We start from the raw sequence: 16,033 nt of genomic DNA, 5'->3' as shown, positions 1-16,033 counted from the left end.
GCCCCTGGACCGCGTCGCTAACCAAACGCGAATGATCACTAGATTGGTGGGTGCCCGGCACGAGCAAGGGAAGGCAAGCAATGCCAATCGCGATAACTGCTGAGCATCGAGACCTGGCCGATTCGGTGCGATCCCTGGTGGCGCGGGTCGCGCCGTCGGAGGTATTGCACGCGGCCCTGGAAACAACCGTCGAAACCCCAGTCGAAAACCCGCCGGCGTACTGGCAGGCAGCGGCAGAACAGGGCTTGCAGGGTGTGCACCTCGCGGAAGCCGTCGGCGGACAGGGTTTCGGCATCCTCGAGCTGGCGGTGGTGCTCGCGGAATTCGGTTATGGGGCGATGCCCGGACCGTTCGTCCCGTCGGCGATCGCCAGCGCTCTGATCGCCGAACACGACCCCCATGCGGCGGTGCTGGCCGAACTGGCGTCCGGCGCAACCATCGCCGCCTATGCCCTGGATTCCGGGCTCACCGCCACCCGGCACGGCCCGGAGGGCGAAGGAGCCCTGGTGATCCGGGGCGAAGTGCGGGCCGTACCAGCCGCGGCACAAGCATCCGTCCTGGTCCTACCGGTGGCGATCGACAGCGGCGACGAGTGGGTTGTGCTGCGCAACGATCAGCTCGAGATCGAGCCGGTTGCCAGCGTGGATCCGCTGCGGCCGATCGCACATGTGCGGGCCAACGCGATCGATGTCGGCGACGATGCCGTACTCAGCAACCTGACCATGACGACCGCCCACGCGCTGATGTCCACGTTGCTGTCCGCAGAAGCCGTGGGTGTCGCGCGGTGGGCAACTGACAGCGCATCGGCATACGCCAAGATCCGCGAGCAGTTCGGCAGGCCGATCGGTCAGTTCCAGGCCATCAAGCACAAGTGCGCGGAGATGATCGCCGAAACCGAAAGGGCCACCGCCGCGGTGTGGGATGCCGCACGCGCCCTCGACGAAGCGCGCGAGGCAGGCCAGACAACCGAGGCAGGTTCAGGTGTGGAGTTCGCCGCCGCGGTAGCGGCCACGCTAGCGCCGGCCGCAGCTCAGCGTTGTACACAGGACTGCATTCAGGTGCATGGCGGCATCGGCTTCACCTGGGAGCACGACACGAACGTGTATTACCGCCGCGCCCTGATGGTGGCCGCGTGCTTCGGCCGCTCCTCGGAGTACCCGCAGCGCGTGGTGGACACCGCAACAAGCATCGGTCTGCGTTCGGTGGACGTCGATTTGGACCCCGATACCGAGGAGCTGAGGGCCGAGATCCGGGCCGAAGTCGCCGCACTGAAGGCGATGCCCCGCGAGCAGCGCAAGGCCGCGCTCGCCGAAGGCGGGTGGGTCTTGCCGTATCTGCCCGCACCGTGGGGGCGGGCGGCCGGCCCGGTCGAGCAGATCATCATCGCCCAGGAGCTCGCCGCCGGGCGGGTCAAGCAACCGCGGATTGCCATCGCGGCGTGGATCGTGCCGTCGATCGTCGCGTTTGGAACCGAAGAACAGAAGCAGCGCTTCCTGCCGCCGACCTTCCGCGGCGAAATCTTTTGGTGCCAACTGTTTTCCGAGCCAGGTGCGGGATCCGATCTCGCCGCCCTGAGCACGAAGGCGACCCGGGTGGACGGTGGCTGGCGCATCACCGGACAGAAGATCTGGACCACCGCTGCGCAATTTTCCCAATGGGGTGCGCTCTTGGCGCGAACGGATCCGACAGCTCCGAAGCACAACGGCATCACCTATTTCCTGCTGGACATGAGAAGTGAAGGCATACAAGTCAAGCCGCTCAAAGAGCTCACTGGAAATGAGTTCTTCAACACCGTCTACATCGATGACGTGTTCGTGCCGGATGACCACGTCTTGGGAGAGGTGAACCGGGGGTGGGAGGTCAGCCGCAACACCCTGACCGCGGAGCGGGTATCGATCGGCAGCAGCGACTCCAATTTCCTGGCCACCTTGGACGAGTTCGTGGACTTCGTTCGCGACGGCCAATTCGACCAGGTCGCGCGACACCGCGCCGGCCAATTGATTGCCGAGGGTCACGCCGCCAAAGTGCTCAACCTGCGCTCGACGTTGCTGACCCTTTCCGGCGGTGACGCCATGCCGTCGGCAGCGATCTCCAAGCTGCTGTCGATGCGCACCGGTCAGGGCTATGCCGAATTTGCGGTGTCGTCCTTCGGCACCGATGCCGTGATCGGCGACCCCGAGCAATCGCCCGGCAAATGGGGCGAGAACCTGCTGGCCAGCCGCGCCACCACGATCTACGGCGGCACCTCGGAGGTACAGCTCAACATCATCGCCGAGCGGCTGCTCGGCCTGCCCCGCGACCCGTAAGCGCGCTAGTCGACCTCGATGTTGCGCAGCTCGCGCTTGAGGATCTTGCCGGTCGGGTTGCGCGGCAGCTCGTCGAGGAAGATCACTTCGCGCGGCACCTTATAGCGTGCCAAGTGCTCGCGCACGTAGAGCTTGATCGCTTCCTCGTCGACGGTGGTGTCCGGCTTTTTCACCACGAAAGCGCGCAGCCGAGCCCCAAAATCCTTGTCGTCGACGCCGAGCGCGGTGGCTTCCACCACGTCGGGGTGCCCACTGATCAAATCCTCGACCTCGGCGGGGAACACATTCTCACCACCGGACACGATCATCTCGTCGTCGCGGCCGCTGACGTACAGCAGGCCATTCTCGTCGAAATAGCCGACGTCACCCGATGACAACAGACCATCGATGATCTGCTTGCCGCCACCGCCGGTGTAGCCCTCAAACGGGAAAGCATTTCCGACAAAGATCCGGCCGACATCGCCCTGGGGCACCTCGTTGCCGTTGTCGTCGAGGATCCTGACCTTGACGCCCTTGACGACGGGCCCCACGGTGCTGGGGTTGAACTGCAGATCCTTTGGGCCGGCGATCGTCGCGAATGCGACTTCGGTCGAACCGTACATGTTGTAGATCACCGGGCCGAGATCCCGCAGCGCGCGGGTGGCCAGCTCGGCGCCCAACTGCGATCCGGAGATGAACACGATCTTCAGGCTGGACAGATCCGGCTTCGTCGTCATCTTTTCGAGCGCATCGAGGAGCCTCGACAGCATGACCGGCACCACCACCATCGAAGTCACCCGATGCTTCTCGATGTCTTCCAGCACCAGCGGTGGCTTGAACCGGCGCCGTAGCACCATTGTCGAACCCAGGAACATGGCGAGCGTCGCCGTGGCGTAACCCAGCGCGTGAAACATCGGCGACGGCAACGACATCACCTCACCGGCCTTGAACGGAACATGCGACAAGATCCCGCCGACCGGTGCCAGCGTCGGCGGAGTGCTGCGGTTGGCGCCTTTGGGCGTACCGGTTGTCCCACTGGTCAGGATGATGATCGACGCGTGCTTGCTCGCCTTCGGGGCGGGTTCCTGGCTGCTGCGCGCGATCAACTCGGCCAGCGTCTCGTCGGTGCTGCCGGATGGCTCGTCGGCATCGGGATTGACACCCAGTGCCCGCAGCTTGCCCAGAGCCGGCTTGGCTTTGCTGACGGCTTGGGCGTACTCGTCGTCGTAGATGATGATCTTCGCGCCTTCGCGCTCCGACACCTCCTTGATTTGGGGGCCGGAGAACTCACTGTTGAGCAGGATGATGCGGGCACCGACCCTGGCGGCGCCGTAGTTGGCGATGACGAACCAGCGGTGGTTGCGGGCCAGGATGGCGACGCCGTCGCCGCCGCCGACCCCCATGTCGAGGAGGCCGTTGGCGACCGCGTGCGCGGCCTTGTCGAGCTCGGCGTAGGTGAGTTCGCCCTCTTCGTCGATCACCGCCGCGCGGTTGGGGGCGCGCCTGGCGTTGTGCGCCGGCAGCATGCCAATCTCGCCCCATTTGCGGATATCGGCCGCCAGGGCAGCGTAGTTCAGCGGCGGCTCCAGCCCGATGGCGCCCGATTCGAAGATCTTGCGGAGGTAGTGCAATTCGGCGGTACCGCGTTCGACGTATTCCTGGATTTTGGCCCCGATTTTGGCTGGCTGCCCGGGCAGGTCGCTGAGGTTCGGCATGACCTCACAATATGTGACGCAGGTCGCAAAGCGGCAGGAAGTATTCGCAGAACTAGCATGATCTCCCATGACCGGCCCGGTTTCGCTCCATGTGGCTGGACACGAGGTGACCATCACCCACCCCGACAAGGTTGTTTTCCCTGGGAACCAGGGACAACCCGACCTGGACTGCTACACCAAGCTGGACCTGGTCCGCTACTACCTTTCCGTTGCTGACGGAGCGCTCCGCGGGGTGGCCGGCAGGCCCATGATGCTGAAGCGGTTCGTCAAAGGCATCTCGGCCGAGGCGGTGTTCCAGAAACGCGCTCCGGCCAACCGGCCCGACTTTGTCGACGTTGCCGAACTGCACTACGCGTCGGGCAGGTCCGCCGCAGAAGCCGTCATTCGCAACGCCGCGGGACTGGCGTGGGTGATCAACTTGGGGTGCGTCGATCTCAACCCGCACCCGGTGCACGACGACGATCTCGACCATCCAGACGAGCTGCGGATCGACCTGGACCCGATGCCCGGGGTTGCCTGGCAGTCGATCGTGAACGTCGCCCTGGTGGCGCGCGAGGTACTCGAAGACCACGGCCTGGTCGCGTGGCCAAAGACGTCCGGGTCGCGGGGCTTCCATGTCTATGCCCGCATCGCCCCGCACTGGCCGTTTCGACAGGTACGGTTGGCGGCCCAGACGGTAGCGCGTGAGGTCGAACGGCGCATCCCCGAGCTGGCGACCAGCCGCTGGTGGAAAGAAGAACGCGAGGGTGTCTTCGTCGACTTCAACCAGAACGCCAAGGACCGTACGGTCGCGTCCGCCTACTCGGTACGCGCTACGCCCGACGCCCGGGTGTCGACGCCGCTGCACTGGGACGAGGTCTCACATTGTGATCCAGCGTCGTTCACCATGGCCACCGTTCCCCGCCGTTTCGCCGACATCGGTGACCCGTGGGCTGGGATGGACGACACGGTCGGCGGGCTCGACGGACTGCTGATGCTGGCCGAAGAGCTAGGTCCACCGGAAAGGGCTCCGAAAGGCTCGGGATCGGCCGGGGGACCACGCAACCGACGCCAGTCCACGATGCCGCTCATCGAGATCGCCCGCACCAAAACCAAGGACGAGGCGATGGCCGCGCTGGACACGTGGCGCGATCGGTATCCCGCCGCCGCCGGCCGGCTGCAGCCGGCCGACGTCCTGGTCGACGGTATGCGTGGACCGAGCTCGATCTGGTACCGGATCCGGATCAATCTGCGCCACGTGCCGGCGGACCAGCGCCCACCCCAGGAGGAGCTGATCGCGGATTACAGCCCCTGGCACAGATCCTGATTACACCCCTACCTCTGCCATGTGGGTGCCCTTGCGCAGGTAGAAGTACCAGGTGACGCCGAGCAGGGCGAGGAAGAAGAACACGTAGAAGCGCAGAGCCGGTTCGATATTGCCGAAGTGGACTTTCGACCACGCGTAGGCCAGCGGCACGATGAATCCGCCGAACGCGCCGAACGCGGAGATGATGCCCAGCGCACCGGCGGCCTGGCGGCGCATGTGGACCATCGTTTCGGGATCACCGCCGGCGACTTCGGCTTTGATCCGGAAGATCCGCGAAATCATCCGGTAGCTCGAACCGTTGCCGATACCGGTAGCGACGAACAAGAACATGAAGCTGATGAAGAACATCGGCATGTTGACGGCCTTCACCGACCACAGCGCCGCGGCAGCGCCGGCAGCGAGCATCGCGAAACTTACGACGGTGATCCGCGCACCGCCGATCCGGTCGGCGAATTTGCCGCCCAGCGGACGGATGACCGAACCGATAGCCGCGCCGATGAACGCCCATCCCAACGCAATGTCACCGCGGCCGAAGACGGTCTTGAGCAGCGTTGGGAAAGCCGCCGAATACCCGATGAACGACCCGAAGGTGCCGATGTACAGCAGCGACATGATCCAGGTGTCGGCGTGCCGCATCGACTGCCACACCGGCTTCACATCGGCCTTGGCCTCCGTCAAGTTATTCATGAACAAGAATGCGCACACCGCAGCGGCCACGGCCATCGGCACGAAGAACAGTCCGGCGCGCGCCAGGGCCACCCCGCCGCCGGCGACCACGATCGGCGGAATGACCTTCTGCACAACCGCCACGCCGATGTTGCCTCCGGCCGCGTTGAGGCCCAGCGCCCAGCCCTTGTCCTTCTCCGGGAAGAAGAACGAGATGTTGGCCATTGACGAGGCAAAGTTGCCGCCGCCGAACCCAGCGGTCGCGGCGATCGCGACCAGCACCCCGAACGGCAGGCCGGGGTGGTTCACCGCCCAGGCCAGCAACAGACACGGGATGAGCAGTAACGCCGCCGAGATGGTCGTCCAGTTGCGACCGCCGAAGATCGGTACCGCGAAGGTATACGGCAGACGCAGGAACGCCCCGACCCCGCTGGGGACGGCAACCAGGGTCAGGGCCTGGCTGGGTGTTAGCGCCCACCCGGACTCTGCGGCGATGCCAGGGGCGCTGGCCGTCATGTGGACAACCACGATGCTCCACAACATCCACACGGTGAAGCCGACGTGCTCGGCGAAGATGGAGAAAATCAGGTTGCGCCGAGCGATGGGTTTGCCCGTCGTCTCCCAGAATTCGGGATCTTCAGGACGCCAGTCGTCGATCCAGTGCCTTCCCAGATGGCGCTGGGGCTGCGGCGCGTGACCAACTTCGGGGGGCTTCGGAGCTGAAGCGATCGTCATTGATGGGTCTCCTGTCGACAGGCGTGCGACTCCGTGGCGGTTACCGGCGGTATTTCGCGGCGCGTGTAGTGACGGCTTGACGCTATGAAGGCCCTGTTAACAGGCCGGATGCTGACTGTTACGGCGGAGATACCTTTAGCTCGCTTCGGCCGGTGGGCCGCTGTGAGGAGTCGGCGTGCAACACCGGCCCATTTGCTGGGCGCGGCGCCGCCGGTGCCTCGCGCGCTACCCTCACGCTGTGCAACAACGATGGAGTCGCCGGGGATTCTTGCAGTTCGCAGGGGCCGCAGGGCTATCTCTTGGTCAGGTCACCGGCGCGGTAGCGGCGGCCGGGGTCACCGGCGCCCTATCGGGGTGTTCGTCCCCCGAACCGGCGTCGGAGGGCTCGAGCCCAAGGTCGGTGACGATTACCCACTTGTTCGGTCAAACTGTCATCAAGGAGCCACCCAGCCGTGTCGTCAGCGCGGGTTACACCGAGCAGGACGACTTGCTCGCCGTCGGAGTGGTCCCGATCGGGGTGACCAACTGGTTCGGTGACCAGCCCTTTGCGGTGTGGCCGTGGGCACAGCCCAAGCTCGGCGCCGCGCACCCGGTGGTGCTGAACCTCGACAATGGGATTCAGGTGGATAAGATCGCCGCTCTCAAGCCGGATCTGATCGTGGCCATCAATGCCGGCGTGGACGCCGCTACCTACCAGAAGCTGTCGGCGATCGCCCCGACGGTTCCGCAGTCGGCGGATGACGCATTCTTCGAGCCGTGGAAGGACCAGGCCTCGACGATCGGCCAGGCGGTGTTCGCCGCCGACCGGATGAAGTCGCTGGTCGACGACGTCGATCGGCAATTCGCCGCGGTTGCGCAGCGAAATCCGCACTGGGGGGGCAAGAAGGCACTGCTGATGCAGGGCAGCCTTTTCCGCGGCACCGTGGTGGCGACCCTCGCTGGCTGGCGGACCGACTTCCTCAACGACATGGGTCTGGTCATCGCCGACAGCATCAAACCCTTCGGCACGGGTCAGCGCGCCGTCATCCCACGCGATCACATCACGGCGGTGCTCGATTCCGCAGACGTGGTGATCTGGACGACCGAGAGTCCGGATGCCGAAAAGGCGCTCCTGGCCGACCCGGAGGTAGCGGCGTCACAAGCGACCGAACAGAATCGGCACATCTTCACCACCTTGGAACTCGCCGGCGCTATCGCATTCTCGTCCGTGCTGAGCTATCCCGTCGTCGCCGATCAGCTGCCCCCGAAGATCGCCGAGATTCTTGGCTAGAGCCGCCGCCGGACGGCGCTGACCGGCGCCCGGATGAGCGTTTGCTAAGGCACCTCTGGCAGTGCTCGAAAATCCCTCGCCGGACCCGGGTTTCCGGCGCTAATTTCGAGGTATGAGCGTGATGGACATCTCACAGGAGGCATCGGTGGCAGCCACCGTGCTCGACTACGGCGACCAGGCGCTGCTGCTGCAATGCAACACCACGGGTGACGTTTTGGCCTGGACGGACGCGGTGCGGGAGGCGGCACTGCCCGGTGTCGTCGACATTGTTCCGGCTGCGGCAACTGTGCTCCTGAAACTCGCCGGACCACGCTGGCAAGGGGTCACTCGCCAGCGGTTGCGCAGGTTGCGGGTCACTGCGGACATGGCGGTGCCCGCTGAGGTCAATCATCGCCGCGAAGTGGTCATTGACGTCATCTACGACGGGCCGGATCTCGCCGACGTCGCCCACCACACCGGCCTTACCACCGCGCAGGTCATCAACGCGCACACAGCCACCCCGTGGCGGGTGGGGTTCAACGGTTTCGCACCGGGCTTTGCCTATCTCATCGACGGCGACCCGCGCCTGCGCGTTCCACGGCGCGCCGAGCCGCGAACTGCGGTGCCTGCCGGCTCGGTAGCCCTCGCCAGCGAATTCAGCGCAGTCTATCCAGGCCAGTCTCCCGGCGGGTGGCAGATTATCGGCCACACCGACGCGGTCCTGTGGGATCTCGACCGGCCCGAACCGGCGCTCCTCACGCGGGGCACGTGGGTCCAGTTCCGGGCCGCTTAAGCCTAATAGAGCCCACTAGCCCTAATAGCCACACGCTGAAGGAGGAGCCGTGACAACCCTGGAAATCCTGCGCAGCGGACCACTGGCGGTCGTTGAAGACCTTGGGCGGGCGGGGTTGGCCCACCTTGGGGTCAGCCGCTCCGGGGCCGCCGACCGACGCTCACACACGCTGGCGAACCGGCTGGTCGCCAATCCCGACGATCGCGCCACCGTCGAGGTAACGTTCGGTGGTTTCTCGGCGCGGGTTCGCGGCGGCGATGTGGACATTGCGGTCACAGGCGCCGACACCGACCCGACCGTAGACGGAATAATGTTTGGTACCAACAGCATTCATCATGTTCGCGACGGTCAACTGATCTCGCTGGGTACCCCGCACGCCGGCCTGAGAACGTATCTGGCGGTCCGTGGCGGCATTAGCGTGACACCGGTGCTGGGGTCGCGCAGCTATGACGTGATGTCCGCAATCGGGCCGTCGCCGCTGCAGGCCGGAGACGTGCTTCCGGTCGGCGAGCACACGGACAACTATCCGGAACTCGATCAGGCTCCAGTTGCCGCGTTCGATGAACATCTAGTGGACCTTATGGTGGTGCCGGGGCCGCGCCAGGACTGGTTCGTCGATCCCGACGCCCTGGTACACACGATCTGGATGGCCTCCAACCGCAGCGACCGGGTGGGGACGCGGCTGGAAGGCCGCCCCATGAAGTACCGCACCCCGGACCGGCAACTGCCCAGCGAAGGCGTCACCCGGGGCGCGATCCAAGTGCCGCCCAACGGGTTACCGGTGATCCTCGGGCCCGATCACCCCATTACCGGTGGCTACCCGGTCGTTGGCGTCGTGGCCGACGAAGACATCGACAAAGTCGCCCAGGTGCGACCCGGCCAGTACGTGCGACTGCACTGGGCACGGGCACGGTCTCCGCTGGGTGCCGCCCGGCCGTAACTCAAGCCTGGTAGACAGGGCTTGTGCACAGCCAGGTACCCACCGCCCGCCTGGTCCACACGTCAAACCTCGACAGCGGGGCACTGCGGGGCATCAGCCGGATGCTCACCGAAGCCTTCGCTGGCGACTTCGGCGAGAGCGACTGGGAGCATGCTTTGGGCGGAATGCACGCCCTGATCTGGCATCACGGCGCGATCATCGCACACGCCGCGGTGGTCCAGCGCCGACTGATCTACGAGGGTGACGCGTTGCGGTGCGGATACCTCGAAGGTGTTGCCGTGCGCGAGGATTGGCGCGGCCAGGGTTTGGTACGAGCCCTCCTGGACGGCGTGGAGCAGGTAGTCCGGGGAGCCTACCAACTCGGTGCACTGAGCTCGTCGCAGCGGGCCCGTAGGTTGTACGCGTCGCGTGGCTGGTTGCCCTGGCTCGGCCCCACGTCGGTACTGGCGCCGTCGGGTCCCACCCGCACCCCCGACGATGACGGAACGGTCTTTGTGTTGCCGGTCGACGTCACGGTGGACACCTCCGCGGAGCTGATGTGCGACTGGCGCGCGGGAGATGCCTGGTAGCGAACTGGGGTATCGCGGTCGTGGTCGAAGGCAGCGATCGCGGCGACGGCGACCCCCCGGCGGGCCGGATCCCGGATTGACCACGCGCGGTCCGAGCCACCGTGGCTGGGGGCAATGCGTCAGCAATTGACCGGTAACGCGGCGGAAACCTCACAGGCTTAGACACTTCGTATGGCCCAGAATAAGTCTGCGCCGCTGACCGGTTACCGGATTGCAGTGACGTCGGCGCGCCGCGCCGAAGAGCTGTGCGCTCTGCTGCGCCGCCAGGGCGCCGAAGTCTGCAATGCCCCGGCCATCAAGATGATCGCGCTGCCCGACGACGACGAACTGCACGGCCACACCGAAGCGTTGATCGCTGATCCTCCTGACATCTTGGTCGCGCACACCGGTATCGGTTTCCGCGGCTGGTTGGCCGCGGCTGAGGGGTGGGGGATAGTCAACGAGCTCGTCGCGGCGCTGTCAGCGGGTCGTATCGTGTCTCGCGGGCCGAAAGCGACCGGCGCGCTGCGTGCCGCTGGCCTGTTCGAGGAGTGGTCCCCGGAATCCGAATCCTCTCAGGAAGTGCTGGAATACCTGCTGGAATCTGGCGTGTCCGGTGCGCGCATCGCCGTCCAGTTGCACGGTGCCGCCGATAGCTGGGACCCGTTTCCGGAATTCCTCGGGGGCTTACGTTTTGCTGGTGCAGAGGTCGTGCCTATCCGGGTCTATCGGTGGAAGCCAGCCCCACCGGGCGGGGTGTTCGATCAGCTGGTCACGGGAATCGCTCGCCGACAGTTCGATGCCGTCAGCTTCACATCCGCGCCGGCCGCCGCCGCGGTGCTCGAGCGCGGTCGCGAACTGGATATCGAAGACCAGCTACTGCACGCACTGCGCACCGACGTGCATGCGATGTGCGTAGGCCCGGTGACCGCCCGACCGCTGATCCGCAAGGGCGTCCCGACGTCAGCGCCCGAGCGGATGCGATTGGGAGCTCTGGCCCGACACATCGCCGAAGAGCTACCGCTGCTGGGATCATGCACCTTCAAGGCGGCAGGCCACGTGATCGAGATCCGCGGCACCTCCGTGCTGGTGGATGATTCGGTGAAGCAGATCTCGCCATCCGGAATGGCAATTCTGCGCGCACTGGTACATCGGCCCGGCGACGTTGTAGCGCGCAACGAGTTGCTGCGCGTGCTCCCTGGCGCCGGCGACGACACGCACGCCGTGGATACGGCCGTGCTCCGGCTACGAACGGCTCTCGGCGACAAGAACATCGTGGCGACGGTAGTCAAACGTGGCTACCGGCTCGACATCGACGGCCAAACCGGTAGCCCATGAATCTGCTCCTGACAGCCCACGGAACCCGCAGGGCATCCGGTGTGGCGATGATAGGTGACCTCGCCGCCGAAGTGGGTGCGCTCGTCGGTCACGCCGTGCAGGTTGCCTTTGTCGACGTATTGGGTCCCTCACCCAGTGAAGTGCTCTCGAATCTTTCCTCGCAGTCCGGGTCTCGGGCCGCGACCGACGCCGTGGTCGTGGTGCCCGCCTTCCTGTCTCGCGGGTATCACGTGCGCAGCGATCTGCCCGCCCACATCCTCGCCAGCGGTCACCCGAATGTGACCGTCACTCCGGCATTAGGGCCAGGCCCGGAGATCACCGGGATCGTCTTCCAGCGGCTGGTGGAATCTGGTTGGTGTCCAGGCGATTCAGTGGTGCTTGCGGCAGCGGGCACCTCGGATCGCACGGCGCGTGCCGACCTGCACACCACCCGGGCGCTCCTGTCCGAACTGACGGGGTCACCGGTGTACCTGGGTTACGCGGCCACCGGCGATCCGGATGTGCGCACCGCGGTAAGAATGGCACGCGAGCAGGCGCGGGCCAGCACCAGCCGCGCGCGTTCGCACCGCGTTGTCGTCGCCTCCTACCTGTTGGCCGATGGTCTGTTTCAACAACGGCTGCGCACCTGTGGGGCCGATGTTGCTACGCAACCGCTTGGCACCCATCCCGGTTTGGCACGGCTGATTGCAGGCCGATTTCGCAGCGTCATGCCGTGCCAGTCCGTCGATCAGCGGTTGCAGCGTCCGCCGAATGGCGTGGAGCGCAATGCTTTGACGGTCAGCCGCGCCGAGGGCTACGACGCTTGATCTTTGATCACATTCAGGTGATCCTGACACCATGTCCCGTCGCGAAGAGCCATCGTGGGGGCTCTTCGACCCGGTGGCGAAGATGTTGCGCCTGCCTTTCAGCACACCCGAGTTCGTCGACAGAATCGTCACCGGAAGCATCAACCAGGTCGGTCGGCGCACACTGTACCTGCTGATCACCACATGGGATGCGGCCGGCGGCGGCCCCTTTGCCGCAAGCGCCATCGCGTCCACCGGACTGGCCAAGACCGCCGAAATCGTGCAGGGCATGTTCATCGGGCCGGTGTTCAACCCGGTGCTCAAGATGCTGGGTGCCGACGAGATCGCCATCCGGGCGTCGTTGTGCGCCTCTCAGCTCGTCGGCCTGGGCATCATGCGTTATGGAGTGCGCTCGGAACCGCTGCACTCCATGTCGGTGGATATGCTCGTCGACGCCATCGGCCCGACAATGCAGCGCTACCTCGTCGGAGATATCCGGCGGGAATAGCTGGCGCTAGGCGGCCACCCGCGCGACCTGAATGCGACCGTCGGGCGTGACCCGCGTCGCGTACACCGGCACCGACACCTGTGGATCGTCGAGGCAACAACCGTCGTCGAGCGCGAAAGCCTGCTTCAGGATCGGTGACTGGACCGTGGCACGACCTCCGCGGTCGCCGACGATCCCGCGTGACAAGACCGCTGCGCCGGAAAAGGGGTCAACGTTTCCCACGGCGCGCACCGACCCGTCGTCCAACCGGAACAATGCCGCCTGAGTACCGTCGTCGAGCAGGACAGCGACACCACGACCCGGAATAAGGTAGTCATAGTCACAAGCCGTGATCCATACCTGAATGTCGTTGAGAAGTGTCATAGTCCCTCCCTACTCAATTGCGTTGCTTGGCGATTCTGGCCACGCCCGGACCTGCTTGGCTGCGGCTGTTCATGGCCGGACCCGTGGAATACCAATGGGCACCGGAACTTTGCGTCCGGACCGCTCGGTGAACGTCACCATCGAGTCGACCTCGTCCGGTGCGTTGACGAAGGAGACAAACCGCGACATCTTCTCCGGATCGTCCAGGACGCCCTTCCATTCGCACTTGTAGTTCTGCACATGGCGTTCCATCGCGGCCTCGAATTCACTGGCCAGACCCAGTGAGTCGGCACACACGACCTCGCGCACATGATCAAGCCCGCCGTCAATCGATTCGACCCACGGCGCGGTGCGCTGCAACCGGTCAGCCGTCCGGATGTAATACATCAGGAACCGGTCGATGTAGCGGACCAACGTCTCGGTGTCCAGATCGGCCGCCAGCAGCTGGGCATGCCGGGGGGTCATACCACCATTGCCGCCGACATAGAGGTTCCAGCCCTGGTCGGTGGCGATGACGCCCACATCTTTGCTGCGCGCCTCGGCGCACTCCCGAGCGCAACCCGAGACACCGAGCTTCAACTTGTGCGGTGCCCGCAGCCCTCGATAGCGCAACTCCAGATCGATGGCCAATTGCACCGAGTCCTGCTGCCCGTAGCGGCACCAGTCGCTGCCAACACAGCTCTTCACGGTGCGCACCGCCTTGCCGTACGCGTGGCCTGATTCCATGCCACCCTCGACCAGCCGCTTCCAGATCAGCGGCAGTTGATCCACGCGAGCGCCGAACAGGTCGATCCGTTGTCCGCCAGTGATCTTGGTGTAGAGCCCGAAATCCTGGGCGATCTCGCCGATAAGAATCAGGTGTTCCGGCTTGATGTCACCGCCGGGGACCCGCGGCACCACCGAGTAGCTGCCGTTTTTCTGGATGTTGGCCAGAAAATGGTCGTTGGAGTCCTGTAGGGACGCTTGTTCACCGTCGAGGATGTGGTCGGAGCCAGTCGACGCGAGAATCGAGGCGACCACCGGCTTGCAAATGTCGCAGCCCTTCCCTCGCCCGAAACGCTCCAGCAGACCAGAGAAAGTCCGGATTTCGGTGGCAGAGATGATCTCGAAGAGCTCGGCGCGCGACTGGCTGAAGTGTTCACACAGCGCTTTGGACTGTGCCACGCCCTCGGCTTCGAGTAGCTGCTTGAGCAGCGGCACGCACGATCCGCACGAGGTGCCGGCCGCCGTGCACGTCTTCAGTGCGGGCACGTCGCTGCAACCGTCAGCGATCGCGCACTTGAGCGCACCCTTGGTCACGTTGTTGCAGGAACAGATCTGCGCCGAGTCCGGCAGCGCCCCGACTCCCAGCGCGCCGGAGCTGCCGCTGGAACCGGCGGGAGCGATCAGCTCCAACGGATCGCCCGGCAGTTCGCTGCCCACCATCGGGCGCAGCACCCCGTACGACGAGGCGTCACCCACCAGCAAGCCGCCGAGCAGGGTCTTCGCGTCATCGGAGAGAACCAGTTTCGCGTAGGTGCGATTAACGGCGTCGTTGACGGCGACCTCGAGGCAGTTGGCAGTTGTCCCCAGCGCGTCACCGAAGCTGGCGACGTCGACGCCGAGCAGTTTGAGTTTGGTTGACAGGTCAGCTTCCGGAAATTCCGCGGCGCCGTCCAGCAGTCGGTCTACCACTACCTCGGCGCTCGTGTAGCCAGGCCCGACCAAGCCGTAGCAGCGCCCCTCGATGGCAGCCACCTCGCCGACCGCGTAGATATCGGGGTCGCTTGTCCGGCAAGACAAGTCGGTAAGAACACCGCCGCGTTCACCACGTGTGAGGCCCGCGGCCTCCGCCAGCTCATCGCGCGGCCGGATGCCGGCGGCGAAGACCACCACGCCAGCGTCGACGACTTTCTCATTGTTTTTCTCGTTGTTCCCGTCGCGCACTCGCACACGTACCGATTCCGCGCCGTCGGAATGCTGCACGGTTTCGATCGATTCAGTGCCCGTGCCGACGTGCACCGCGATCCCGAGGTCGGCGATCATTCTGGCCAGCAGCGCACCGCCACCCTCGTCGATCTGTTGAGCCATCAATCGCGGCATCATCTCGATGACGTGGGTGTGCAACCCGAACTGGCGCAGCGCATTGGCGGCTTCGAGCCCCAGTAGTCCACCTCCGATCACCACCCCGGCCTTGGTGTGACCTGCGTCGAGGGTGCGCTGCGCGGCGGCGCGGATGGCATCGAGGTCGTCCAGGGTGCGGTAGACGTGGCAGGCCGGCAGATCGTGTCCGGGCACTGGAGGTACGAACGCGTAGGACCCGGTGGCCAGCACCAGCGCGTCGTAGCTGTGCCGTTGGCCATCAGAGGTGATTACCGATTTTGTCGCACGGTCGATCTCGGTGACCCGCGTGCGCAACAGCAGGCGAACCCGTTCGTCGCCGGCGTAGTCGTTGCCGGGCAAGGCCAGCAGGCCGCGATTCCAGCTTTCGGTGTAGGAGGTCAGGCCGACTCGGTCATAGGCGGCGTCGGCCTCCTCGGCCAGCACGGTGACCCGCCACAAACCGTGTGTGTCGCGGGCGCGCAGTGCTTCCACCAGTCGGTGGCCCACCATGCCGTGCCCGACCACGATGACGTGGCGGGCCGCGGCGTGCGCGCGCGAACTAACCGCGGAAGACATGTTGTTGAGGGTAGGAGGGGCAAATTACATGAGAATCGCCAAATGTGACGCCCCGGTGACGTCGTCCTCACCGCTGGTCACACACCCGTGTGACCGCGTTCGCTCGCGGCGAACGCCCAGGTGGAACTTAAGCGTGGTCCGCTC

At 65.3% G+C, this 16,033-nt stretch carries 12 protein-coding genes and 1 pseudogene; 9 read left to right on the top strand and 4 right to left on the bottom strand.

The window, feature by feature from the left end:
• The first annotated feature begins 80 nt into the window (after nucleotides 1-80).
• Nucleotides 81-2,306, top strand: a complete 2,226-nt coding sequence (locus F6B93_RS02035; protein ID WP_211697502.1) for an acyl-CoA dehydrogenase family protein — start codon at nucleotides 81-83, stop codon at nucleotides 2,304-2,306.
• A gap of 5 nt (nucleotides 2,307-2,311) precedes the next feature.
• Here the strand turns inward: F6B93_RS02035 and fadD2 are convergent, their stop codons facing one another.
• Nucleotides 2,312-4,000 (bottom strand): long-chain-fatty-acid--CoA ligase FadD2, encoded by a 1,689-nt coding sequence (fadD2, locus tag F6B93_RS02030; protein ID WP_211697501.1) that lies wholly within the window; start codon nucleotides 3,998-4,000, stop codon nucleotides 2,312-2,314.
• Nucleotides 4,001-4,067: 67 nt separating this feature from the next.
• Here fadD2 and F6B93_RS02025 point away from each other — a divergent pair, with 67 nt between their 5' ends.
• The gene (locus F6B93_RS02025) at nucleotides 4,068-5,306 is read left to right on the top strand and encodes a DNA polymerase domain-containing protein (RefSeq protein ID WP_211697500.1); all 1,239 of its coding nucleotides are present in this window, start codon (nucleotides 4,068-4,070) and stop codon (nucleotides 5,304-5,306) included.
• Here the strand turns inward: F6B93_RS02025 and F6B93_RS02020 are convergent, their stop codons facing one another.
• The gene (locus F6B93_RS02020; protein ID WP_211697499.1) at nucleotides 5,307-6,707 is read right to left on the bottom strand and encodes an MFS transporter; all 1,401 of its coding nucleotides are present in this window, start codon (nucleotides 6,705-6,707) and stop codon (nucleotides 5,307-5,309) included.
• Between the two features lie 238 nt (nucleotides 6,708-6,945).
• On the opposite strand from F6B93_RS02020, the gene F6B93_RS02015 reads away from it, so the two are divergent.
• From F6B93_RS02015 to F6B93_RS01985, 7 genes and pseudogenes are all read left to right on the top strand, one after another.
• A complete protein-coding gene (locus tag F6B93_RS02015) occupies nucleotides 6,946-7,977 on the top strand; it encodes an ABC transporter substrate-binding protein (protein ID WP_211697498.1) in 1,032 nt (343 codons plus the stop codon).
• A gap of 112 nt (nucleotides 7,978-8,089) precedes the next feature.
• The gene (locus F6B93_RS02010) at nucleotides 8,090-8,749 is read left to right on the top strand and encodes a 5-oxoprolinase subunit B family protein (RefSeq protein ID WP_211697497.1); all 660 of its coding nucleotides are present in this window, start codon (nucleotides 8,090-8,092) and stop codon (nucleotides 8,747-8,749) included.
• Nucleotides 8,750-8,798: 49 nt separating this feature from the next.
• Nucleotides 8,799-9,703 (top strand): annotated as a pseudogene (locus tag F6B93_RS02005) (5-oxoprolinase/urea amidolyase family protein).
• A gap of 9 nt (nucleotides 9,704-9,712) precedes the next feature.
• Nucleotides 9,713-10,258 (top strand): GNAT family N-acetyltransferase, encoded by a 546-nt coding sequence (locus F6B93_RS02000; RefSeq protein WP_211697495.1) that lies wholly within the window; start codon nucleotides 9,713-9,715, stop codon nucleotides 10,256-10,258.
• A 171-nt stretch (nucleotides 10,259-10,429) separates the two neighbouring features.
• Complete coding sequence (locus F6B93_RS01995) at nucleotides 10,430-11,575, top strand: uroporphyrinogen-III synthase (RefSeq protein ID WP_211697494.1); 1,146 nt, start codon at nucleotides 10,430-10,432, stop codon at nucleotides 11,573-11,575.
• Entirely contained in the window at nucleotides 11,572-12,381 is an 810-nt protein-coding gene (locus F6B93_RS01990; RefSeq protein ID WP_211697493.1) for a sirohydrochlorin chelatase, read from the top strand. The genes F6B93_RS01995 and F6B93_RS01990 overlap by 4 nt, the downstream gene beginning before the upstream one ends.
• Nucleotides 12,382-12,412: 31 nt before the next feature.
• On the top strand, nucleotides 12,413-12,868 hold the full coding sequence (locus F6B93_RS01985; protein ID WP_211697492.1) for a TetR/AcrR family transcriptional regulator: 456 nt from the start codon (nucleotides 12,413-12,415) through the stop codon (nucleotides 12,866-12,868).
• Nucleotides 12,869-12,874: 6 nt separating this feature from the next.
• Here the strand turns inward: F6B93_RS01985 and nirD are convergent, their stop codons facing one another.
• On the bottom strand, nucleotides 12,875-13,231 hold the full coding sequence (gene nirD / locus F6B93_RS01980) for a nitrite reductase small subunit NirD (protein WP_211697491.1): 357 nt from the start codon (nucleotides 13,229-13,231) through the stop codon (nucleotides 12,875-12,877).
• Nucleotides 13,232-13,300: 69 nt separating this feature from the next.
• On the bottom strand, nucleotides 13,301-15,889 hold the full coding sequence (gene nirB, locus F6B93_RS01975; RefSeq protein ID WP_211697490.1) for a nitrite reductase large subunit NirB: 2,589 nt from the start codon (nucleotides 15,887-15,889) through the stop codon (nucleotides 13,301-13,303).
• Nucleotides 15,890-16,033: the final 144 nt, after the last annotated feature.

This window comes from Mycobacterium spongiae, from assembly GCF_018278905.1.
Taxonomy (GTDB): Bacteria; Actinomycetota; Actinomycetes; order Mycobacteriales; family Mycobacteriaceae; genus Mycobacterium; species Mycobacterium spongiae.
Note: the sequence above shows the minus strand (reverse complement) of the source record. Positions and strands in the feature narration are given on the sequence as shown.